This window comes from Streptomyces sp. NPDC019443, assembly GCF_044389785.1.
Taxonomy (GTDB): Bacteria; Actinomycetota; Actinomycetes; order Streptomycetales; family Streptomycetaceae; genus Streptomyces.
The window spans coordinates 377,029-398,685 of sequence record NZ_JBIRYJ010000004.1 but is presented as its reverse complement, the minus strand read 5'-3'; the positions used below and the strand labels follow the sequence as shown (position 1 = coordinate 398,685).

General features: G+C 70.1%; 19 protein-coding genes. 12 read left to right on the top strand and 7 right to left on the bottom strand.

Annotation, left to right across the window (positions count from 1 at the left end; genetic code table 11):
• Window positions 1-86 precede the first annotated feature (86 nt).
• The 3 genes from ACH492_RS15965 to ACH492_RS15955 all read left to right on the top strand — a co-directional run bounded on the left by ACH492_RS15965 (window position 87) and on the right by ACH492_RS15955 (window position 1,796).
• On the top strand, window positions 87-593 hold the full coding sequence (locus ACH492_RS15965) for a hypothetical protein (RefSeq protein ID WP_398986844.1): 507 nt from the start codon (window positions 87-89) through the stop codon (window positions 591-593).
• A gap of 70 nt (window positions 594-663) precedes the next feature.
• Window positions 664-1,206: a hypothetical protein gene (locus tag ACH492_RS15960; RefSeq protein ID WP_398986842.1), complete on the top strand. Its 543-nt coding sequence runs from the start codon at window positions 664-666 to the stop codon at window positions 1,204-1,206.
• Window positions 1,207-1,295: 89 nt separating this feature from the next.
• Window positions 1,296-1,796, top strand: a complete 501-nt coding sequence (locus tag ACH492_RS15955) for a hypothetical protein (protein ID WP_398986840.1) — start codon at window positions 1,296-1,298, stop codon at window positions 1,794-1,796.
• Between the two features lie 187 nt (window positions 1,797-1,983).
• On the opposite strand, the gene ACH492_RS15950 is transcribed toward ACH492_RS15955, so the two are convergent.
• The 3 genes from ACH492_RS15950 to ACH492_RS15940 are packed head-to-tail and all read right to left on the bottom strand — an operon-like array spanning window position 1,984 to window position 4,332.
• Window positions 1,984-2,760 (bottom strand): enoyl-CoA hydratase/isomerase family protein, encoded by a 777-nt coding sequence (locus ACH492_RS15950; RefSeq protein ID WP_398986838.1) that lies wholly within the window; start codon window positions 2,758-2,760, stop codon window positions 1,984-1,986.
• The gene (locus ACH492_RS15945) at window positions 2,757-3,182 is read right to left on the bottom strand and encodes a Zn-ribbon domain-containing OB-fold protein (protein ID WP_398986836.1); all 426 of its coding nucleotides are present in this window, start codon (window positions 3,180-3,182) and stop codon (window positions 2,757-2,759) included. The genes ACH492_RS15950 and ACH492_RS15945 overlap by 4 nt, the downstream gene beginning before the upstream one ends.
• Before the next feature lies 1 nt (window position 3,183).
• Window positions 3,184-4,332, bottom strand: coding sequence for a lipid-transfer protein (locus tag ACH492_RS15940; protein ID WP_398986834.1), 1,149 nt, complete (start codon window positions 4,330-4,332; stop codon window positions 3,184-3,186).
• A gap of 59 nt (window positions 4,333-4,391) precedes the next feature.
• Between ACH492_RS15940 and ACH492_RS15935 the strand changes: the two genes are divergently transcribed.
• Window positions 4,392-5,954 (top strand): FadD3 family acyl-CoA ligase, encoded by a 1,563-nt coding sequence (locus ACH492_RS15935; protein WP_398986832.1) that lies wholly within the window; start codon window positions 4,392-4,394, stop codon window positions 5,952-5,954.
• Window positions 5,955-6,141: 187 nt separating this feature from the next.
• Here the strand turns inward: ACH492_RS15935 and ACH492_RS15930 are convergent, their stop codons facing one another.
• From ACH492_RS15930 to ACH492_RS15920, 3 genes are all read right to left on the bottom strand, one after another.
• Window positions 6,142-6,447 carry a hypothetical protein gene (locus ACH492_RS15930; RefSeq protein ID WP_398986830.1) on the bottom strand — a complete coding sequence of 102 codons (306 nt, stop codon included), beginning with the start codon at window positions 6,445-6,447 and terminating at the stop codon, window positions 6,142-6,144.
• A 211-nt stretch (window positions 6,448-6,658) separates the two neighbouring features.
• A complete protein-coding gene (locus ACH492_RS15925; protein ID WP_398986828.1) occupies window positions 6,659-9,610 on the bottom strand; it encodes an AfsR/SARP family transcriptional regulator in 2,952 nt (983 codons plus the stop codon).
• 165 nt (window positions 9,611-9,775) lie between these two features.
• On the bottom strand, window positions 9,776-10,549 hold the full coding sequence (locus tag ACH492_RS15920; protein ID WP_398986826.1) for a polysaccharide deacetylase family protein: 774 nt from the start codon (window positions 10,547-10,549) through the stop codon (window positions 9,776-9,778).
• Between the two features lie 178 nt (window positions 10,550-10,727).
• Here ACH492_RS15920 and ACH492_RS15915 point away from each other — a divergent pair, with 178 nt between their 5' ends.
• The 8 genes from ACH492_RS15915 (at window position 10,728) to ACH492_RS15880 (ending at window position 19,780) form a co-directional block, all read left to right on the top strand.
• Window positions 10,728-11,954: an amidohydrolase family protein gene (locus ACH492_RS15915; RefSeq protein ID WP_398986824.1), complete on the top strand. Its 1,227-nt coding sequence runs from the start codon at window positions 10,728-10,730 to the stop codon at window positions 11,952-11,954.
• Between the two features lie 65 nt (window positions 11,955-12,019).
• Entirely contained in the window at window positions 12,020-12,433 is a 414-nt protein-coding gene (locus ACH492_RS15910; protein WP_398986822.1) for a PaaI family thioesterase, read from the top strand.
• Between the two features lie 68 nt (window positions 12,434-12,501).
• A complete protein-coding gene (locus ACH492_RS15905; RefSeq protein ID WP_398986820.1) occupies window positions 12,502-13,143 on the top strand; it encodes a pentapeptide repeat-containing protein in 642 nt (213 codons plus the stop codon).
• A gap of 164 nt (window positions 13,144-13,307) precedes the next feature.
• Entirely contained in the window at window positions 13,308-14,213 is a 906-nt protein-coding gene (locus tag ACH492_RS15900) for an LLM class F420-dependent oxidoreductase (protein ID WP_398987346.1), read from the top strand.
• 10 nt (window positions 14,214-14,223) lie between these two features.
• The gene (locus ACH492_RS15895) at window positions 14,224-14,985 is read left to right on the top strand and encodes an SDR family NAD(P)-dependent oxidoreductase (protein WP_398986818.1); all 762 of its coding nucleotides are present in this window, start codon (window positions 14,224-14,226) and stop codon (window positions 14,983-14,985) included.
• A 102-nt stretch (window positions 14,986-15,087) separates the two neighbouring features.
• Window positions 15,088-16,209: an LLM class flavin-dependent oxidoreductase gene (locus ACH492_RS15890; protein ID WP_398986816.1), complete on the top strand. Its 1,122-nt coding sequence runs from the start codon at window positions 15,088-15,090 to the stop codon at window positions 16,207-16,209.
• A 374-nt stretch (window positions 16,210-16,583) separates the two neighbouring features.
• On the top strand, window positions 16,584-18,323 hold the full coding sequence (locus ACH492_RS15885; RefSeq protein ID WP_398986814.1) for an amidohydrolase family protein: 1,740 nt from the start codon (window positions 16,584-16,586) through the stop codon (window positions 18,321-18,323).
• Entirely contained in the window at window positions 18,320-19,780 is a 1,461-nt protein-coding gene (locus ACH492_RS15880; protein ID WP_398986812.1) for an aldehyde dehydrogenase family protein, read from the top strand. The genes ACH492_RS15885 and ACH492_RS15880 overlap by 4 nt, the downstream gene beginning before the upstream one ends.
• A 373-nt stretch (window positions 19,781-20,153) precedes the next feature.
• Here the strand turns inward: ACH492_RS15880 and ACH492_RS15875 are convergent, their stop codons facing one another.
• Complete coding sequence (locus ACH492_RS15875) at window positions 20,154-21,443, bottom strand: hypothetical protein (RefSeq protein ID WP_398986810.1); 1,290 nt, start codon at window positions 21,441-21,443, stop codon at window positions 20,154-20,156.
• Between the last annotated feature and the right edge of the window lie 214 nt (window positions 21,444-21,657).

Genomic DNA, 21,657 nt, shown 5'->3' with positions numbered 1-21,657 from the left:
CGGGCCCTTCCGGCGCCCGATGGCGGGGCCCATCCCCCGGGCGTAGCGTCGTGATCGAGAGCGCGGCGTACCCAGGGAGGCCGACGATGACACGCAACATCATCGGCTCGATCCTCGCTCTCATCGGAGCGGCGGCCGCCGTATGGAGCCCCTTCCGTGCCTGGTACGACGGCCGTCACGGGCGCTACTACCGCGTCCAGGACCTGTTCACCGGCATCACCGAGACCAAGCCCGAACTGATCGTCTCGATTCTCCTGCCGTTCGCCTTCGCGGCCCTCGTGACGCTGATCGGCCTTGTCCTGCGCTCGCGGCTGCTGGTCGCGCTCTCCGGGGTGATCGTGCTCGGCTTCACCTTGCTGTGGATGGTCCGCCTGGGCCAGGAGGCAGGCACCCTGACCGTCGGCGGCGACGGCGGTGGCCTCGGTGACGGAGTTGCATGCGCAGTCGGCGGCGGTTTGCTGTTGCTTGTTGCCGCGGTCGTGATGAGCGGCCGGATCCGCAGAGAGCCGCCGGAGACCGAGCCTCACACCGCTCCCAGGCTGGACGGGCCCCCGACGCACCCCGGGGACCAATCCCCGCCCGGCCGCGCCTGATTCGCGACTGCTACGGTGTCGCGCGGTTGTCAGGTACATCAAGTACCTCAGTTCCAGGGGGAGAGTGGCCATGGTGCGCCGACGTCTCAAGCTCGCGGCCGTACTTGTCGTTGTGGTGCTCGCGCTGACCGGCTTCTCGAGCTCGTCATCGGGCGGCAAGGGCAGGGGCGGAAAGAGCGGGTCGAAGGGCAGCGGCGGAGGCGGCTGCTCCAGCTCCAAGAAGTCGAACAGCGGCTACCGCGACTACGACGATGACGACTACAGCTCCTCCGGCTCCTCCTCCGGTTCGGACACGTACACCGACGACCCCACCCCCACCGCGACGGAGAGCGGCGCCGCCCAGGCGTATGTGGTCGACTGCGTGAAGAAGGGCCGCGGCAAGCGCAAGGCGGATACGTCGGCCACGGTGAAGGTCGTCTCGGACTCCTCGGTGGCGCATCAGTACGAGGTCGACGTGGTGTTCCTGGACGCCGTGGGCGATGTCGTCGACCGCGGTTACACCAAGGTCACGCTGGACGGCGGGGAGACCGAAACCGTCACGGTCAGGATGCAGAGCCCCAAGAAGGTGTCGCGCGTGAAGAAGTGCGAAGCCGACGCCCTGCTCGACGACTGAGTCGGCGGTGGCAGAGATCAGGCGCTGCTAGTGTGACGTGCGCTCGTCAAAGCGAGCCATTCACTCATACGTTCAACGGGGGTTGAAACGTGAAGATTCGTCATGTCCGCGCCATCGCCGTCTTCGGCATCGCGATCGTCGCCCTGACCGGAGCCCGCGGCTCCCACGGCGGCAGCTGCGGCGGGAGCAGCAACAATGGAAGCAGCAGTAGCAGCAGCGGTGGCAGCCACGACAACGACACCACCACGTCCGGCGGTTCGACGGGCTCGGTGACGGGTGGCTCCAGCGCCAACAAGGCGGAGCGGGACGTCAGGATCGACGAGTGCAAGCTGGACGCCTCGGGCAAGAACCTCACCGCGAAGATCACTGTCACGAACAATGACTCGCTGACGTACGACTACGACGTGAGCCTGCAGTTCAAGGGCGACCTCGGCGAGAGCGTGAACACGGCGATCGCGAAGGTGAACGACCTCAAGGTCGCGGCGGGTGCGTCGGAGACGAGCGTGGCGACGACGCCGTACACGGGATCTGGCGACGGCTCCGAGTACAAGAAGTGCGAAGTAATCAGCGCGAGCCGCACCTCCGCCTGACCCGGGGCTCTGCCCCGGGCCCCGCGCCTCAAACGCCGGCGGGGCTTGATTTCCGCCGGTCGGCCTGAAGATTCAGGCCGAACCGGGGGGAAAATCAAGCCCGTCCGGCGATTGAGGACAACGCCCGAAGGGCGTACGGAGGTCTGGGGGCTTGCCCCCAGTTCGGGAAGGGGCGGGTAGGGGAAAGTCACCGCAACCGGTACCCGCCCCCGCCCCGGCGCCCCGCAAACCGCTCCGCCTGCCGCTCCCGCGCCACGTTCCCGAGCGCAATCAAGTGCGGCGCATGCCCCAGCGCCTGCGTCCTCGCCGCCTCCCGCGACGCCCACACCGCCCGTACCGTCCCCTGCACCGCCTCCGTCGGGTACGACGCCACCACCGCCGCGGCCCGCAGCGCGGCCGCCGCCGCCTCGCCCGGTTCGGTCAACTCCGAGACCAGGCCCGTCTCGTAGGCCCGCTGGGCCGAGATCCGTTCCGCCGTCCCCATCAGCGCCATCCGCGCCACCTCGCCGAACGGCATCCGCTGCGCCAGGTAGATCGTCTCGTACGCGCTGACCATGCCGTACGTCGTATGCGGGTCGAAGAACGTCGCCTCACGCGAGGCCACCACGAACTCGCTCTCGCCGAGCAGATAGAACGCCCCGCCGCAGGCCATCCCCTCCACGGCCGCGATCACCGGCTTCCACAGGTCGTTCGCCTTCGGCCCGATCGCGATCAGCGGATCGTCGATCGAATACGGGGACGAGGGCTGCGGCACCTGGACCGAGCGGTCGATGCCGGTGCAGAACGCCTTGCTGCCCGCGCCGGTCACCACCACGGCTCGTACGGCATCGTCGCGGCGGAACTCCTGCCAGACGGCGGTCAGTTCGGCCGCTGTCTCCAGATCGATCGCGTTGTGCTTCTCCGGCCGGTCGAGCGTGACCAGCGCGACGCCCGTCTTCTTGTCGCTGTCGATGCGCAGACTCATGAGCGCTCCAGCAGCCAGCGCGGCACAGTGATGTCACCGAGCCGGGTGAACGCCACCCTTACCCCCGCGCCGATGCGCAGCCGCGCCGGGTCGACGGAGTTCAGGGGGGCGTCCGGCGCTGCGACCACATTGCCGGCCAGCCGGATGCGGGGGGCGTCCAGTAGCTCGACGACGACCGCGTTGTACGGGGCCAGGGCGGCGTACGCGGGCAGCAGCGGCGGATGCGGAACGACGTACGACCAGATGCGGCCGCGCCCGCTCATCCTGAGCCACTCGCTGTCGAAGGACTGGCAGTGCGGGCAGCAGGGCCGGGGCGGAAAGCGCAGCTCGCCACAGGGGGCGCAGGCCTGAACGCGGAGTTCGCCCTCGGCGGCGTACTCCCAGAAGGGTGCGCCGTCCTCGTCGACAACCGGTGTGAGCATCTCAACTCCTCAGCAGTACGGCCGAAGTGGGCACACCCTCGCCCGCGGTGACCAGGCAGGTCGCGGCGTCCGGGACCTGTGCGGTGGAGATGCCGCGCAGCTGCTTCACGCCCTCGTTGATGAGGTTGAAGCCGTGTACGTACGCCTCGCTCAGCCCGCCGCCCCCCGTGTTCAGGGGCAGCTGGCCGCCGGTCTCCAGCGCGCCGCCCTCGGTGAACGCCGCGCCCTCGCCCCTCCCGCAGAAGCCGTAGCCCTCCAGGGAGAGCGGTACGAGCGGGGTGAACGCGTCGTAGATCTGCGCCACATCGACGTCCTGCGGCCCGAAGTCGGCGGTCTTCCACAGCTGGCGGGCCGCCGTCCAGGCGGGTCCGGTGAGCGGATCGTCGTTCCAGTAGTTGACCATTCCGTGGTGCTGGGCGGGCAGGCCCTGGGCTGCGGAGTGGACGTAGACCGGCCGGTGGCGGCAGTCGCGGGCGCGCTCGGCGCTCACGATCACGCAGGCCAGCGCGCCATCCGTCTCCAGGCAGTTGTCGAAGAGGCAGAGCGGCTCGCTGATCCAGCGCGCGGTCATATACATGTCGCGGGTCAGCGGCCGTTCGTACATCACCGCGGCGGGGTTCTGGTTGGCGCGGTTGCGGCAGGCGAGGGCGACGTTGAAGAGATGGTCGCGGGTGGCGCCGTACTCGTGCATATAGCGCCGCGTCAGCATGCCGATCTCGTCGGCGGGGCGCAGCAGTCCGAAGGGCCGGGTCCACTGGCCGGGGGTCGGCAGCTGAACGGCCGTGTTCTTCCAGGGCCTTGGGCCCGATCCGCGTTTGCGTGAGCGCCAGGCGACCCCCACGCTCGCCTGGCCCGTCGCGATCGCCGCGGCGAGATGGGCGACGGTGGCGCAGGAACCGCCGCCGCCGTAGCCGACCTTGGAGAAGAAGGTCACGTCTCCGGCGCCGATGGACTTCGCGATCTCGACCTCGTCCGTCTCCTCCATCGTGTACGAGGCGAAGCCGTCGACCTCGGAAGGGTCGATGCCGGCGTCGTCGAGCGCGGCGACGATGGCCCGGCAGGCCAGGGTCTTCTCGGATTCGGGGAGGTGTTTCGCGAAGGCGGTCTGCCCTATCCCGGCTATCGCGGTTGCGTCCTTGAGGCTCGCCATGAGGGGGAGAGTACAGCTAATCTGACGGGTAGTCAGCTACTGTGGTGGGAGGGCTTGCGATGCGCGGCGACCTGGAGTGGGGCACCATCCCGAAGCTGGTGCGGAGCGCTGCCGGACGGTACGGGCAGCGGGAGGCCGTCGTCGATGGCCGCACCCGTGTCTCGTACGCCGAACTGGGCGAGCGGGTCGAACGGGCCGCCGCCGCCTGTATGGCTTCGGGCATCGAACCGGGCGACCGGGTCGCCATCTGGGCCCCGAACACCCTCGACTGGATCGTCTCGGCGCTCGGCGCGGTCACGGCCGGTGCGGTGCTGGTGCCGCTGAACACCCGTTTCAAGGGCACGGAGGCCGCGTACGTACTCCAGCGCAGCCGGGCCAGACTGCTCTTCGTCACCGGCACCTTCCTCGGCACCTCGTACGTCGCGTCCCTGCGCCGCGCGGAGGTGGACCTGCCGCACCTGGAGCAGGTCGTGGTGCTCGCCGACAGCGCGCCCGAGGACTTCCGTACCTGGAAGGACTTCCTGGCGGGCGGCGACGGCGTCACATCGGCACAAGTCCGCACCCGGGCCGACTCGATCGACTCCTCGGCCCTCTCCGACATCATCTTCACCTCGGGCACCACCGGCCGTCCCAAGGGTGCGGTCATCACCCATGCGCAGACGCTGCGCTGCTACGACGTGTGGAGCGACCTCGCGGGACTGCGCGAGGGCGACCGCTATCTGATCGTGAACCCCTTCTTCCACACCTTCGGCTACAAGGCGGGCATCATCGCCTGTCTGACGCGGGGCGCGACGATGGTGCCGCAGCCTGTCTTCAATGTGGACACGGTCCTGGCGAACATCGCGTCCGAACGTATCTCGGTGCTGCCAGGACCGCCGACCCTGCACCAGTCGCTGCTCGACCACCCGGCCCGCGACCAGCACGACCTGTCCGCGCTGCGCCTTGTGGTCACCGGCGCGGCGGTCGTACCGCTCCAGCTGGTGGAGCGGCTGCGCAGTGAGCTGCGCATCGCCACGGTGCTGACCGCGTACGGCCTCTCCGAGGCGAGCGGCATCGTCACCATGTGCCGCCGTGGCGACTCCCCGGAGACGATCGCGACCACCTCGGGCCGTGCGATCCCCGGCACCGAGGTCCGTGTGGCGGCCGCCGCCGGTGAACCGGGCGAGGTTCTGGTACGTGGACACCATGTGATGCAGGGCTACTTCGAGGACCCGGAGGAGACGGCGAAGGCGATCACCGAGGACGGCTGGCTGCGTACGGGCGACGTCGGCGTTCTGGACGAGGGGGGCAATCTCCGTATCACCGATCGGATCAAGGACATGTTCATCGTCGGCGGCTTCAACGCCTACCCGGCGGAGATCGAGCAACTGCTGGGCCTGCACCCGGACGTGGCGGATGTGGCGGTCATCGGGGTCCCCGACGCGCGGCTCGGCGAGGTGGGCAAGGCGTATGCGGTACGGCACAGGGGCTCGACGCTCACGGCGGACGATCTGATCGCCTGGTCGCGGCGGGAGATGGCGAACTACAAGGTCCCGAGGGAGGTCGAGTTCGTGAGCGAACTGCCGCGGAACGCGAGCGGGAAGGTCCTGAAGACGGAGCTGCGGTCGCGACAACGAGCCTGACGAGCACGGGCGGTGGCCTGCCGGACCGGACGCGGTGGCTGACCGGCCCGGGGCCGGACGCGGTGGCTGCCCGGCCCGGACGCGGGCGGGCGGCTGACCGGCCCGGCCGACCGGCCCCGGACATGCCGCGGCCGCGGCGGCTCCCCTCCGCGCCGCCGCGGCCGCACCCCGTAGTGAGGAGTCCTGATCAGCCCTTGGGCGGGACCGGCGCGTGGTGGTCACCCTGGGTGGTGGCCCCACCGTCGCCCAGGAGCTGCGGCGGCACGGGCGCGTGGTGGTCGCCCAGTGTGGTGATGGTGCCGTCGGCCGGCGGCGCGGGCGCGTGGTGGTCGCCCAGCGTCGTGACCTCACCGTCGCCCAGGAGCTGCGGCGGCGCGGGCGCGTGGTGGTCGCCCAGCGTCGTGACCTCACCGTCGCCCAGGAGCTGCGGCGGCACGGGCGCGTGGTGGTCGCCCAGTGTGGTGATCTCTTCTGGCTTCTTCTTGCTGCTCATGCTGTCCCCCATGGGATTGCTCGACATGACCGAATGTGGCCTTCTGCCCGGAGACTCCCCCGAGGGTCGCCGGACAGAAGGCCAGTGGACCTGTCGCCCCCCGCTGAGGTGACGGTCCCGTGATCCGCCTGCCCCCCGACGCGACGGATCGAATGCTCTAGAGCATGTCGGACGAGCATAAACAATCGATGAACGCCCTGGCCCGGAGTTGTCAGGCCGCGCCGCTGAGGGGAGCGAGCAACTCCCGTACTTCCTCGGCCTCCGGGGCGCCCGACTGCTCGTGCAGCAGCAGCGCCTCTCGCCAGCAGGCACGCGCCCGGTCCGCCTGGCCGAGGCTGTCCAGCGCCTTGCCCAGGGTGACCAGCACATTCGCCCGGATCCGGTCACCGCCGATGCATCCGATGGCGAGCGCCTGCTCGGCATGCTGGGCCGCCCGCGCGGCGCGGCGGGCCGAGAGGTGGGCCTGCGCGATGCGGAAATGCGTGGTCCCCTCCCACAGGCGCTGCCGGTTCGCCTCGAACCGGTCCAGCGCCTCGGCCAGTTGCTCCAGCGCCTCGGTGTGACGCCCGGCCTGGGTGAGCGCGACCCCCAGGGCGTAGCGCGCGTTGGCCAGCCGGAGCGGGTGTCCGATCCGGTCGTACATCGCGATGCCCTGCTCGGCCAGTGCGATGCCCTGCGCGGTGCGGCCCATGGCGACGTGGATGCGTGAGAGGTTGCACAGGGCGCTGGCCTCTCCGGGCAGATTCCCGTCGGCCCGTGACCCTTCCCTCGCCCGGCCCAGGTGTGCCTCGGCCTCTTCGTTGCGCCCCTGTATGAAGGCGATGATGCCGCGGTCGTTGTCGGACCAGTACACGGGCGCCGGGTCCTGCGCGCCTCGCGCGAGCACGGCCGCCTGCTTGGCCTCCTCGTCCGCCTCCTCGTAACGGCCCGCCACCAGATGGACATTGGTCACCGAAGTCCGTGCGCGCCCCTCGGCGCGGGCGTCACCGACGGCGCGTGCCGCTTCGAGCGCCGCGAAGGCGACGGCCTCGTACACCTTGGAGTTGGCGCCGGACTCCGCCAGATCCTGTGCCGCCCACAGCAGATCGACGGCGGGCCGGAGCCGAGCCGCCCCACCGGCAGCCTGCCGGGCACAGGCCAGGAGGCAGTGCGCCTCCGCGTAGAACCAGTCCTGCGCGTCCTGCCGGTCGGTGAACTCGAGCCCCGCGTGGCCGGTCGGCTCCAGATGGGCGACCAGCCGGTCGCCCGGGCGCTCGCTCGCGTACACCTTCGCGGTCGTCGCCAGATAGAAGTCGAGCAGTCGCGACAGCGCCAACCCCGTCTCCTGTGGAGGCTGTTCGTCCCTTTCGGCGCACGCACGCGCGTAGAGCCGTACGAGGTCGTGGTACCGGTACCGCCCCGGCGCCGCCGACTCCAGCAGGGACGTGTCGACCAGCGCCTCCAGCAGGTCCTCCGTCTCCTGGACCGGCAGGTCGAGCATCGCGGCGGCCGCGGCGAGCGAGATGTCCGGGCCGTCGGCGAGGCCGAGGAGGCGGAAGGCGCGGGCCTGTGCCGGCTCCAGCTGGCCGTAGCCCAGTTCGAAGGTGGCCTTCACCGCGAGGTCTCCGGCCTGGAGTTCGTCCAGGCGGCGGCGCTCGTCCGCGAGCTTCGCGGCCAGGACGGAGACCGTCCAGGTGCGGCGGGCGGCCAGCCGGGATGCCGCGATACGGATCGCGAGGGGAAGGAAACCGCAGGCCGCGACCACATCCAGGGCATCTTTGCGCTCGGAGGTGACCCGCTCCTCGCCGACGATCCGGGTGAACAGCTGCAGAGCCTCCTCCGGCGACATCACATCGATGTCGACGAGGTGCGCGCCTGCCAGGTCGACCATCCGGACGCGGCTGGTGACCAGGGCCGCGCAGCCCGCCGTACCGGGCAGCAGGGGGCGGATCTGCGCTGCGTCGCGCGCGTTGTCGAGGAGGACCAGGATGCGGCGGCCGTCCAGCGTCGAGCGGTAGAGCGCGGCCCGTTCGTCCAGGGTCTCCGGAATCGCGGAGTCCGGGGTGCCGAGCGCGCGCAGGAAGGCCCCGAGTACGGTCTCGGGCTCGGTGGCACGGCTGCCCGCGCCCTGGAGGTCGACGTAGAGCTGGCCGTCCGGGAAGTGCGGGCGCGCCTCGTGCGCCACATGGACCGCGAGGGTCGTCTTGCCGACACCGCCGATGCCCGCGAGCGCCGAGACGGCCATCACCGAGCGCTCGGCGGTGGCGAGCTGGCCGCCCAGTTCGCGTACGAAGGAGGCACGTCCGGTGAAGTCCGGGACGGTGGCCGGAAGTTGGGCGGGCCTGGTGACCTGCGGGGCGGGGGCGGGCTCTTCGCTGGGGCGGGCCAGCTCCGCGTCGGCCTGCAGAATGCGCTGCTGCAGCCGGGCGAGTTCGGGCCGCGGGTCGACGCCCAGCTCCTCGGCGAGCAGCCGTCGGGTGTCCGCGTACACGGCGAGCGCCTCGGCCTGCCGCCCGCTGCGGTACAGGGCCAGCATCAGCAGCTCGCGCAGTCGCTCACGCAGCGGGTGCCCGGCGGTGAGCGCGGTCAGCTCAGAGACCGCCTCCGCATGGTTGCCGACCTCCAGGTCGAGGTCGAGCCGGGTCTCCAGGAGCTGGAGCCGCCACTCCTCGAGGCGGGCCCGGTGGTTCTCGGCGTACGGCCCGGGCACATTGGCCAGTGGCTCGCCGTCCCACAGGCCCAGCGACTGGTTGATGAGCACGCGGGCCTGGCCGCGGTCCCCGGCGGCACGGGACTTCTCCGCCTCGGTGGCCAACTCCTGTGCCACCGCGAGGTCGAGAGCATCGCGCCTGACCCGTATGGCATAGCCGCCCGACTCGCTGACCAGGGCGTTCACGGAGAGCACCTTGCGCAGCCGGGACGCGTACGTGCGGACCGCGGCGAGCGCTTGCGAGGGCGGGTCCTCGCCCCAGATCGCGTCGATCAGCTCGGAGGCGGTCGCGGTACGGCCGTCGCGGAGCAGTAGCGCGGCCAGCAGGGCGCGTTGCTGCGGTGATCCGGACGGCAGGCTCTCCCCGCCGCGCCACGCGCGTACCGGGCCGAGCACGCTGAAGCGCAGTTCGCTGACGCCGCTCTGCGCCGGAGCACGCTGCTCCGGTACGCGTGGCCCGCTGTCACGGTCCATAGCTGCCCCCTGCCCCCGTACTGCCGGAATCGCCCTCGACAGTCTGCCCTGTGCATGGTGGCCCCGTCAGCAGAGGGGCACTTCCTCCTCGCCCCTGCCCCTGCCCGGCTGCGTGCTAACCCGCGCCGGTAACGGTTGTGTGTGATCTTTGTGAGAGGGCGGTGGTCAGGGGCGGTACACCTCACCCGGGTTGGCCTTTCCGGGCGCGAGCAGCTCGGGCACGGTGACGAAGGCGTAGCCGCGCTTCTTCAGCTCGTCGATGATCCCGGGGACGGCCGGCACGGTCCCGTCGTATATGTCGTGCAGCAGGATGATGCCGTCGCGTCCGGCCTGGTCGAGTATCCGGCTCTTGATGAGCTCGGAGTCGGTGGTGGAGTAGTCCTTGGCGGTGGCGCTCCACAGGATCTGGGCGAGGCCGAGCTCCCTGCTGACGTCGGTGACATCGTCGTTGATCCGGCCCTGCGGCGGGCGCATCAGGGTGGGCTTGCGGCCGGTGATCTTCGCTATGGCGTCCTGGTTACGGGAGAGCTCGTCGCGTATCTCGTCGGTGCTCAGCTCGTCGAGACGGCGGTGCGACCAGGTGTGGTTGGCGACCTCGTGACCCTCGTCGGCGATACGGCGTACGACGTCGGGGTGCTTGAGGACATGGTTCTTGCCGAGCAGGAAGAAGGTTGCGTGAACCTTCTTCGCCTTCAGGGTGTCGAGCAGTTGCGGGGTGTCCTTGCCGGGCCCGGCGTCGAAGGTGAGGGCTATGCACTTGGCCTTTTCGCAGTCGACGCCGCCGTGCGCCGTCAGCGGTTTGGCGTCGGGTCCGGCCTTGCCGGCCTGGTCCCGGGCGGCGCCGGGTGAGGTGGTGTCCAGGGAGCAGCCGGTGAGCGTGAGCGCGAGGGCGGCGACGGCCGCGGCGACGGTCCTTTTGGGCATGGCCTTTTTGGGCATGGCGAATATCCCCCTCGGTGGATGGCAGGCGCACGGAATGCGGCGATCTGCCGCTGGTCGACCGTGCGCGTCGCACTATACACACTGTGTATAGACGAGGTTTATAGTTGCCCGGAGTCGAGCCCGGCTCCTGCCGCACTAGCTGACGGATCGTCAGATCGGCGCTACCGTGGAACGCATGGAGACCTTCCCGGAGATCATCTCGGTGGACGACCACACGGTGGAGCCCCCCAACGTCTGGCGGGACCGGCTCCCGTCGAAGTACCAGGACACCGGCCCGCGGATCGTCCGGGCCCCGCTGAAGGAAATGACCTTCATGGGCGGCAAGTTCGCCCCCGTGATGGGCGCGCCGGGGGACGACGGGCCGATAGGTGACTGGTGGGTGTACGAGGATCTGCACCGGCCGCTGACCCGGCTGGACACGGCGGTCGGCTTCGACCGCGACGAGATCAAGCTCGAGGTCATCACGTACGAGCAGATGCGGGCGGGGTCGTACAGCGTCCCGGAGCGCCTGGCCGACATGGACGTCAACCACGTCCAGTCGGCGCTCTGCTTCCCGACGTTCCCGCGCTTCTGCGGTCAGACCTTCGCCGAGGCGAAGGACCGCGAGCTGGGGCTGCTGGGGGTGCGCGCGTACAACGACTGGATGGTGGACGAGTGGTGCGGCCCGCAGGCGCACGGCCGCCTCATCCCGCTCACGCTCATCCCTCTGTGGGACGCGGAGTTGGCGGCGGCGGAGGTCCGCCGCAACGCGGCGCGGGGCGTACGGGCGGTGGCCTTCTCGGAGATACCACCGCACCTCGGCCTCCCGTCCATCCACACGGACGAGTGGGACCCCTTCCTGCGGGCCTGCGACGAGACGGGCACGGTGATCGCGATGCACATCGGCTCGTCCTCGAAGATGCCCTCGACGTCGGCGGACGCCCCGCCGGCCGTCGGCTCGACGATCACCTTCGCCAACTGCTGCTTCTCGATGGTCGACTGGCTGATGAGCGGCAAGTTCGAGCGCTTCCCCGGCCTGAAGATCATGTACGCGGAGGGCCAGATCGGGTGGATCCCGTACATCCTGGAGCGCGCGGACGTGGTCTGGGAGGAGAACCGTGGCTGGGGCGGCGTCGCGGACAAGGTCCACCGGCCGCCGTCCGAGCTCTTCACGGAGCATGTGTACGGCTGCTTCTTCGACGACGCGTTCGGGCTGAAGAACCTGGACGCGATCGGGGTGGGGAATGTGCTGTACGAGACGGACTACCCGCACTCGGACTCGACGTGGCCGAAGTCGAAGGAGGTCGGGGAGAGCCAGATGGGCCACCTGGCGGAGGATGTGGTGGAGCGGATCGTGCGGGGTAATGCGATCGAACTGCTGGGGCTGACGAGCGAGGGCCTCTGGGCGGGGCCCGGGGCCTGACGGCCTGGGCAACACCGCCCCGTAGCGCGGTACCCGGAAGCGGATTTCCGGGGCACCATCAGGGCATGACGCTGACGCTCGCCGAAGCCGAGAAGATCCTCGCCGACAACTTCGCACCCTGGGTGCTCGATCTCGGGCTCGCCGTCGTCGAGACCGGCGAGTGCCACGCCGTGCTACGGCTGCCCTGGTCCGAACGGCTCGCCCGCGAAGGCGGCGCGCTGTCCGGGCAGGCGCTCATGGCCGCCGCGGACACCGCCACCGTGATCGCCGTCGCGTCGGCACGCGGTGCGTACGGGCCGATGACCACCGTCCAGCAGTCCACCACCTTCCAGCGCGCGATTCTCGGCGCCGGCGTACTCCTCGACGCCCGCATCACCAAGCTCGGGCGCCGCATGGCCTTCGCGGACGTCACGATGACGGCCGACGGTTCCGAGGACGTCGCCGCCCGTGCCTCCACCGTGTACGCCCTGCTCGGCTGAGGCAGCCGACCGCCGAAACCGGCGACGGGCGACCGCCGATGTCAGTGGCCGGGTGTTCAATCGGAGGCATGTCCATCAGACGCGAGCGTGCCAATGCCGACCCCTTCTCGCACCGGCCCCCCGTCCCCGACGAAGGGCTCGTCATCAGGGGTGAGGACTGGTACGGACGGGATCTGTCCGGGCAGAGATTCACCCGCCACACCTTCTACGACACCGACTGGACCGAGGTCGTCAACGACGGCGGCATCTTCGACGAGTGCACCTTCTCGGGCGTACGGTTCAATGCCTCCCGGCACACCAACGCAGCCTTCACCAACTGCACCTTCAAGAGCTGTACCTTCTTCGACACCCGGTTCGAGCAGTGCAAGGCCGTCGGCAGCCTCTTCCAGCGGTCCACCTTCAACCTCTTCTCCGTCACCGGCGGTGACTGGTCCTTCGTCGGGCTGTCCGGTGCCGATCTGCGCAAGGCGGTCTTCGAAGGTGTGCGGATGCGGGAGGCCGACCTCACCGCCGCCCGGCTGGAAGGGGCAAGACTCGCGGGCGTGGATCTGTCCGGGGCCATGCTGCACGGCTCGAAGCTCACCGGTGCGGATCTGCGCGGCAGCGACTTGTCCGCCCTTGATCCTCTCACCGTCGAACTCGCGGGCGCGAAAATCGATCTGGAGCAGGCCGCCGTCATCGCCACCACGCTGGGGTTCGACGTGAGCTGAGACCGGTTGCCGCCCGCGCACTTACGGCCCGCACACCCCTTGCCTGATGGGCCGTCAGGTACGACGATGGCCCCGCCCGGCTAATTGACGGAGCGTCAGGTCAAGGCGGAGGAGGCGGCACGGTGCACGTGCAGGTACTGCCCAAAGGACGGCTGTCGTACGGGATGCAGCTCCCCGTCCAGTCGCAGAGCACCATCTACGCCGAGCCGTGGGAGGCCGACGCCGGCGCCGAGGACCTCGGCGAGATCGCCAGGGCCGCCGACCGCGCCGGATTCGCCTATCTCGCGAGCTGCGACCATGTCGCGATACCGCGGCGGCTCGCCGGTGCCATGTCCACCGTCTGGTACGACCCGGTCGCTACCCTCTCCTTCCTCGCCGGGATCACCGAGCGCGTCCTGCTGCTCAGCCATGTCGCCGTCGTCGGGCTGCGGCACCCCCTTGTGACCGCCAAGCAGTACGCCACCCTGGACCATCTCTCCGGCGGGCGGCTGATCCTCGGGGTCGGGGCCGGGCATGTGACGGAGGAGTTCGAGGCGCTGGGCGTCGACTTCGCCGCGCGCGGGGCCGTCCTCGATGAGACGATCGACGCGCTCAGGGCGGCGCTCGGCGAGGACGAGTACCCCGAGTTCGCCGGGGAACGGTTCTCCTTCGGCGGGCTCGGCCAGCGCCCCAGGCCCGCCCAGCCGCGGATCCCCCTCTGGGTCGGAGGCTCCTCGCCCGCCGCCGTGCGCAGGGCCGCCGTACGGGGCGACGGCTGGCTGCCCCAGGGTGACCCGCGTACGGAACTCCCCGACCAGATCGCCAAGCTGAAGGCCCTGCGCGAAGAGGCCGGCATCACCGAACCCATCGAGATCGGGGCGATCACCGAGCCCCTGTACGTGGGGGAGCCGGACTGGGAGGTCGGACGCCGCACCCTGACCGGCAAGCCCGACGCCATCGCCGAGTCGCTGCGCGCGTATGCCGCGATGGGCGTTCACCAGATCCAGGTGCGGTTCCGCAGCCGGAGCCGTACCGAGCTCACCGACCAGATCGCGGCGTTCGGCGCCGACGTGGCTCCGCACCTGAACTGAGGAGAGTGGAATGGGAAAGCTCGACGGACGCGTCGTCCTGATCACGGGCGCCGCGCGGGGGCAGGGCGAGCAGGAGGCGCGGCTCTTCGCGGCGGAGGGCGCCAGGGTGGTGCTCGCCGATGTGCTCGACGACCAGGGCGAGGCCCTCGCCAAGGAGCTGGGCGAGGGCACTGCCGTGTACAGCCACCTCGACGTCGGCCAGGAAGGCGACTGGATCGCCGCCGTTGCCGCGGCGAAGGACGCGTTCGGGAAGATCGACGGGCTGGTCAACAACGCGGGCATTCTGCGCTTCAACGAGCTGGCGTCCACGCCGCTGGAGGAGTTCCAGCAGATCATCCAGGTCAATCAGGTCGGCTGCTTCCTCGGTATCCGCAATGTCGCGCCCGAGATCGAGGCGGCCGGCGGCGGGACGATCGTCAACACCGCCTCGTACACGGCCCTGACGGGCATGGCGGGCGTGGGCGCGTACGCCGCGACCAAGCACGCGATCCTCGGCCTGACCCGGGTCGCCGCGCTGGAACTGGCCACGAAGAAGATCCGTGTCAACGCGGTCTGCCCGGGCGCGGTGGACACCCCGATGAGCAATCCGGACGGCGTGGACCGGGGGGCCGTTGCCGAGCTCTACAGCAAGCTCGTGCCGCTCGGCCGCGTCGGGCTGCCGGAGGAGGTGGCCAAGCTGGCGCTCTTCCTGAGCGGCGAGGACTCCTCGTACATCACCGGCCAGCCGTTCGTCATCGACGGCGGCTGGCTGGCCGGAGTGAGCCTTTTCTGACTGAGCGTCAGGGACATCTATTGACGCTTCACCCGCGCGGTGGAACAGTCGAGCCCTCAGATCTGACGGTTCGTCAGAAACATAGGACGGCGGTGAACCACCTTGGAATTCGGGCTCTTTGTACAGGGATACGTCGGCAAGCGCGCCGAGACCGACCCGCTCGCCGAGCACAAGGCGCTGATGGAGGAGACCGAGTACGTCATCCAGGCGGACAAGTCCGGGTTCAAGTACGCCTGGGCCTCCGAGCACCACTTCCTGGAGGAGTACTCGCACCTCTCGGCGAGCGACGTGTTCCTCGGCTATCTCGCGCACGCGACGGACCGGATCCATCTGGGCTCGGGCATCTTCAACCCGCTGGCGCCCGTGAATCACCCCGTGAAGGTCGCGGAGAAGGTCGCCATGCTCGACCATCTCTCCGAAGGCCGCTTCGAGTTCGGTTCGGGCCGCGGCGCAGGAAGCCACGAGATCCTAGGCTTCCTGCCGGGCATCACCGACATGAACCACACCAAGGAACTCTGGGAAGAGACCATCGCGGAGTTCCCCAAGATGTGGCTCCAGGAGGAGTACGTCGGCTTCCAGGGCAAGCACTGGTCGCTGCCGCCGCGCAAGGTGCTGCCGAAGCCGTACGGGAAGTCCCACCCGGCGATGTGGTACGCGGCCGGATCGCCGCCGTCGTACGCCATGGCCGCGAAGAAGGGGCTGGGGGTGCTGGGCTTCAGCGTGCAGAAGGTCTCCGACATGGAGTGGGTGCTGGAGCAGTACAAGACGGCGATCATCGAGGCGGAGCCGGTGGGGGACTTCGTCAACGACAACGTGATGGTGACGTCGACGGCGATCTGCGCCCCGACGCACGAGGAGGCGGTTCGCATCGCGGCGGGTGGTGGGCTGCACTACCTCCAGTCGCTGGTCTTCCGCTACCACGACACCTTCCCGCGGCCGGAGGGTTTCCCGGTGTGGCCGGAGACTCTGCCCGAGTTCAACGAGGAGATCATCGAGCTGCTCATCGCCGAGGAGCTGCTGATCTGCGGTGATCCGGACGAGGTGCTCACCCAGTGCAAGCGCTGGGAGCAGGCGGGGGCGGACCAGCTCTCGTTCGGGCTCCCGATCGGGATCTCGCGTGAGGACACGCTGCAGTCGATACGGCTGGTCGGGGAGCACGTGATCCCGAAGATCGACACGGATCCGGTCCACCGGACGACGCGTTTCCGCCGGGCGGCGGGCTGAGGAGGCCTCTGCGGGGCGTGAACTGGGGCTCCGCCCCAGACCCCGCGCCTCAATCGCCGGCGGGGCTGAATGTTGGGGCTCCGCCCCGGGCCCCGCGCCTCAATCGCCGGCGAGGCTTGAAAGTCCGGCCGGACCTTGAATGCCGCCGGACGGGCGGAAACTCAAGCCCGTCCGGCGATTGAGGACACGGCCGAAGGCCGTACGGGGGTCTGGGGGCTTGCCCCCAGTCACGGGATGCCGGCCCCCGGCCCACAGAACGGCGGCGGCCTCCCGGACCGCCGTCCCGGCCCCGGCCGGAGCGCGTCCGCGGCAGCGGCCTGCCGCCCGCGCCCCGGCCGGAGCCACGAATCACCGACGCAGTGAAGGGACCCGTCATGCTCGACCACCTCATTCGCTCCGCGACCGTCGTGGACGGGACCGGCGCCCCCGCCTACGTCGCCGACGTCGGGATACGCGGCGGCCGCATCGCCCTCATCGCCGCCCCCGGCACCGTCGCCGAGGAGGCCAGGACGAGCGAGGACGCGTCCGGGCTCGTCCTCACCCCCGGCTTCGTCGACCCGCACACGCACTACGACGCGCAGCTGTTCTGGGACCCGTACGCCACGCCCTCCATGAACCACGGCGTGACCACCGTCGCGGGCGGCAACTGCGGCTTCACCCTCGCCCCGCTCAACCCCGACCGTCCCGAGGACGCCGACTACACGCGCCGCATGATGTCCAAGGTCGAAGGCATGTCGCTGGTCGCCCTGGAGGACGGCGCGCCCTGGAACTGGCACACCTTCGGTGAGTATCTGGACGCCCTGGAGGGCCGGATCGCCGTCAACGCGGGCTTCATGGTGGGCCATTGCGCCCTGCGGCGGCATGTCATGGGGCCCGACGCGGTCGGCGGGCAGCCCACGCCCGAGCAACTGGACGAGATGCTCAGGCTCTTCCACGACGCGATGGACGCGGGCGCGTGGGGGCTTTCCACCACACAGTCATCCACCCACTCCGACGGCGACGGAAATCCGGTCGCGTCCCGGCACGCCAAGCCGGATGAACTCCTCGCACTGTCCAGGGCCGTCGCCGAGCACGAGGGCACGCAGCTCGAAGCGATCGTCGCGGGCTGCCTGGACCAGTTCGCCGACGAGGAGATCGATCTGTTCGTCGAGATGACGGCGGCGGCCGGACGGCCGCTGAACTGGAACGTTCTCACCATCGACGCGTCCGTGCCCGAGCGCGTACCGCGCCAGCTGACAGCGAGCGAGCGCGCCCGCAAGGCCGGCGGCCGCATCGTCGCCCTGACCATGCCGATCCTCACCCCGATGAACATGTCGCTGGGGACCTTCTGCGCGCTCAATCTCATCCCCGGCTGGGGCGAGATCCTCTCCCTCCCCGTCCCCGAGCGGATCGAGAAGCTCCGCGACGCGGACGTACGCGCCGAGATGCTGCGCCGCGCCGACTCCAAGGAGGCCGGAGTCTTCCGCCGCCTCGCGAACTTCGGCCGCTACGTCATCGGCGACACGTACTCCAAGGAGAACGAGGGTCTCAGCGGGCGGGTGTTGAAGGACATCGCGGCCGAGCGCGGCCAGGACGCCTTCCAGTGCCTCGTCGACATCTGCGCCAACGATCAGCTGCGTACGGTCCTGTGGCCGATGCCCACCGACAACGACCCGGCGAGCTGGGAGTTGCGCCAGCAGACCTGGCAGCACGAGGACGTCATGCTCGGCGGCTCCGACGCGGGCGCGCACCTGGACCGGATGTGCGGCGCGCCGTACACCACGCGCTTCATCGGCGACTGTCTGCGCGGCCGCAAGCTCGTCGGCCTGGAGGAGGCCGTGAAGATGCTGACCGACGATCCGGCGCGCCTCTTCGGCCTGCGCGAACGCGGCCGCGTCCAGGAGGGCTTCCACGCCGACCTCGTCCTCTTCGACCCGCGGCGGATCGAGGCGGGCCCGGCGACCCTCGTACACGATCTGCCGGGCGACAGCCCGCGGTTGGACGCGAAGGCGATCGGGATCGTGTCGGTGCGGGTCAACGGCGTGGAGACGATACGGGACGACCAGGTCACCGGAGCCGTGCCGGGCACGGTCCTCAGGTCCGGCCGCGACACGAAGACGGTGAGTACCAAGTGAGGGACCCGCAGCGGTTGTTCATCGGTGGCGAGTGGGTCGAGCCCGACGGCGGGCACTACGAAGTACTCAACCCGGCCACCGAGGAGGTCGTCGGCCTCGCGCCCGAGGCGAGCCGCGACCAGGTGTACGCGGCAGCGGACGCTGCCCGCGAGGCCTTTCGCACGTGGTCCCGTACCGCCCCCGAGGAGCGCGCCCGGATCCTCGACGCGGCCGCCGACGTCATCCAGCGCGAGGCCGAGCCGTACGCCCTCCTGGCCCGTGCCGAGTCCGGCGCGACCACAGCGACCGCGCGCGGTATGCAGGTCGCGGTGGGCGCGGCCCGCTTCCAGCGGTATGCGAAGGGCGCGCTGGAACCTGTGGAGCAGGGGCTGCCGCCGCAGATCAATGCCGCGGGTCCGATGGGCAGGGCGGGCGTGTTCGGGGCGCTCGCCGTACGCCGCCCGGTCGGCGTCGTCACCTGCATCACCTCGTACAACAACCCCTGGGCCAACCCGGCGGGCAAGGTCGCGCCCGCGCTCGCCATGGGCAACACGGTCGTCGTGAAGCCCGCTCCCCAGGACCCCCTCTCCGTGTACCGGATGGCCGAGGCCCTCGCGGAGGCGGGCGCGCCGCCCGGCGTCGTGAATGTCGTGACCGGCTCAGCGCCGTCCGTAGGCGAGGCCGCCGTCGACTCCCCGGACGTCGACATGGTCAGCTTCACCGGCTCGACGGCGGTCGGACAGCTCATCGCGGAGGTCTGCGGCCGCGGGATGAAACGCCAGCTGATGGAGCTGGGCGGCAAGGGTGCGGCGCTGGTCTTCGACGACGCGGATGTGGATTCCGCGGTGATGGGCATCGGCACCACGTTCTCCTTCTACAGCGGCCAGATCTGTACGGCGCCGACGCGGGTGATCGCGCAGCGCGGCATCTACGACCTGCTGATCGAGAAGCTGTCGGGCTACCTCACCCATATGAAGGTGGGCGACCCGGCGGAGCAGGGCACGGTGGTCGGCCCGGTGATCTCCGCGGCCCACCGTGACCGGGTCGAGTCGTACATCGAACTGGGGAAGAAGGAGGGCGCGCGGCTGGTCGCGGGCGGCGAGCGCCCGGCGTCACTGGACCGGGGCTTCTATGTCGCGCCGACGCTCTTCTCCGACTGCACGAACGACATGCGGGTGGTCAGGGAGGAGATCTTCGGCCCGGTGGTGGTCGTGGTGCCCTTCGACGACGAGGAGGAGGGCGTCGCGCTGGCGAACGACAGCGACTACGGCCTGATCGACTACGTCTGGTCGGGGGATGTGGCCCGGGCGTTCCGGGTGGCGGGGGAATTGCGGGCGGGCGGGGTGGGCGTCAACACCATCGGCCGCAATATGGAGGCGCCGTTCGGCGGGTTCAAGAAGAGCGGAGTGGGGCGGGATGTGGGCTCGTACGCGCTGCATGCGTACAGCGAGCTGCAGTCGATCGTCTGGCCCGGCTGAAGCCTCGAGGACCCCCCGGCCGAGCCACGCTGCTCGGCATCGTCGTGATCGTCGCCTCGTACCTGACGGTCGCCGTCGCCGCCCAGACGGCTGCTGCTGCTCGGGGTGGTCCTGATGGTGGCGATGCGGCGCCGGAGCCCGGCGTTCTTCCGGGGCGAGGTGCTGACGCGGGAGACCCCGGCGCTGGTCGTCAACGACTAAAAGCGCGAAGGGTCTTCCAGGGCCCTGGCCCGGGTCGTTGTCCGCGGGGTGCCCGGCCCCGGGTCACCCGGCCCCGGCCGGCTGATGTGCCTGAGGCAGCAGATCTGGAAGGGTCCGCACCGTGCGCTGTGCGGACCCTTCGATGATGCGTACCGCACAGGCGAGTTGTGGACTACATCCAGGCGGTGTACGGGTAGGTTTCCGCCACGGCGGACGACCGCGGTGCCAGCGGGCTCGTCGCGACGCCCGTGCCCCGGAACCACCACATCGCGCCGGACTTGTCGCGCACGAGCAGCGCGCCCTTGCCGATGTCCGAGCCGTCGCCCGGCGCGATGATCGCGGTGTACGCGTTCCAGCCGGTGGCCACCTTGATGCGGGCGGCGTAGGGCTTCGCCGCGTTGCCGGTGCCCTGGTAGAGCCACAGCACGCCGGACGTGTCGCGGGCGTACAGGTCCGCGATGCCGTCCTTGGTGACGTCGACGCCGCCGGTCATCGCGTTGTAGACGTTCCAGCCCGAGCCGACCTTGGTGCGCGCCGCGAACGGCTTCGACTCGACACCCGTGCCCTTGTAGAGCCACAACACCCCGGCCTTGTCACGGCCGATGAGGTCCGCGTGACCGTCGCGCGTGACATCGCCGGTGCCGCGCACCGAGTTGTAGATGCTCCAGCCGGTGCCCACCCGCACGCGCGGCTTGAACACGGGGGCGTATTTCGTGCCCGAGACCGGGTAGTACCACAGGAGACCCGAAGGCTCCCGGGCGACGACGCCACCGCCACGGTTGACGATGCTGATCGGGGACAGCTTGCTCAGCGCGTCAAAGGCGTTCCAGCCCGAGCCGTGGTCCCGGCGCCAGCCCAGCTGGAGCGGCGGAACCTCCACCGGGTAGGTCTCGTGCGACCAGAGCCGGGCGGCCGTGTCCCGGCCGAAGACGCGGTACGACATCTCCACCGGGTCGTCGCTGAGCACCGAGAACTCGCTCATCTCCTTGTACTTCACAGGGTCGCCCGTCGGCTGGAAGCTGGCGCGCGCCTCGATCGTCCATGCCTCCATGTCCGTGGCGGCTGCCACGGAGTACGTGAGGGTGGTCTCGCCCGGGGCGATGTCGCAGACCGCCAGGAGTTCCCCGTTCGAGTACGGCTCCTCGCGACACGAGGCGTTCGTGCCGGTGACCGGGCCTCTGTGCAGGTCGGAGGCCTCCGACTGGAGGTGCCACCAGCGGAAGTCCTCGGCCGGCTGCATGTGCAGCTCGACCCGGCCCTTCTCCGAGACGCTCACCTTGATGGTGTGGGTGACCGAGCCTCCGGCGGCGACGTCCGGCGTCTCGAGCTTGATCGTGGGCAGCTGCGGGGCCGGCGTCGGCGCGCCGTACGCGAATCCGCCGGTCGACAGAAGCGCCGTGGCCGTAGTCGCGACGGCGGCGAACCGCCGCCGGACGCGCCCGGAGTGTCGCTGCGTACGCATATGTCTCCTCTGCTCTTCCCCCCCGCCCCGGCGGTCGACCGCCGGGCCCTTGCACAGAGGAGACACACCGGTTGATCACATGGTTGTACGGATCAAGTTCGCGGCACGGGCGGCCTCTTGGCGCAGTCCTCGCTGCACCTGCCTACCGGCGCATGGCCGGCACATCGCACCGAACGGCCGACGCGCAGTCCGGCAGCGCCCGCTGAACGCCATG

Coding starts and splice junctions, on each gene's coding strand:
- ACH492_RS15895 (WP_398986818.1), top strand. CDS start 14,224: ATGGGAAAGCTCGACGGACGCGTCGTCCTGATCACGGGCGCCGCGCGG.
- ACH492_RS15965 (WP_398986844.1), top strand. CDS start 87: ATGACACGCAACATCATCGGCTCGATCCTCGCTCTCATCGGAGCGGCG.
- ACH492_RS15960 (WP_398986842.1), top strand. CDS start 664: ATGGTGCGCCGACGTCTCAAGCTCGCGGCCGTACTTGTCGTTGTGGTG.
- ACH492_RS15910 (WP_398986822.1), top strand. CDS start 12,020: ATGACGCTGACGCTCGCCGAAGCCGAGAAGATCCTCGCCGACAACTTC.
- ACH492_RS15885 (WP_398986814.1), top strand. CDS start 16,584: ATGCTCGACCACCTCATTCGCTCCGCGACCGTCGTGGACGGGACCGGC.
- ACH492_RS15875 (WP_398986810.1), bottom strand. CDS start 21,443: ATGCGTACGCAGCGACACTCCGGGCGCGTCCGGCGGCGGTTCGCCGCC.
- ACH492_RS15950 (WP_398986838.1), bottom strand. CDS start 2,760: ATGAGTCTGCGCATCGACAGCGACAAGAAGACGGGCGTCGCGCTGGTC.
- ACH492_RS15915 (WP_398986824.1), top strand. CDS start 10,728: ATGGAGACCTTCCCGGAGATCATCTCGGTGGACGACCACACGGTGGAG.
- ACH492_RS15905 (WP_398986820.1), top strand. CDS start 12,502: ATGTCCATCAGACGCGAGCGTGCCAATGCCGACCCCTTCTCGCACCGG.
- ACH492_RS15935 (WP_398986832.1), top strand. CDS start 4,392: ATGCGCGGCGACCTGGAGTGGGGCACCATCCCGAAGCTGGTGCGGAGC.
- ACH492_RS15940 (WP_398986834.1), bottom strand. CDS start 4,332: ATGGCGAGCCTCAAGGACGCAACCGCGATAGCCGGGATAGGGCAGACC.
- ACH492_RS15945 (WP_398986836.1), bottom strand. CDS start 3,182: ATGCTCACACCGGTTGTCGACGAGGACGGCGCACCCTTCTGGGAGTAC.
- ACH492_RS15925 (WP_398986828.1), bottom strand. CDS start 9,610: ATGGACCGTGACAGCGGGCCACGCGTACCGGAGCAGCGTGCTCCGGCG.
- ACH492_RS15920 (WP_398986826.1), bottom strand. CDS start 10,549: ATGCCCAAAAAGGCCATGCCCAAAAGGACCGTCGCCGCGGCCGTCGCC.
- ACH492_RS15900 (WP_398987346.1), top strand. CDS start 13,308: ATGCAGCTCCCCGTCCAGTCGCAGAGCACCATCTACGCCGAGCCGTGG.
- ACH492_RS15930 (WP_398986830.1), bottom strand. CDS start 6,447: ATGAGCAGCAAGAAGAAGCCAGAAGAGATCACCACACTGGGCGACCAC.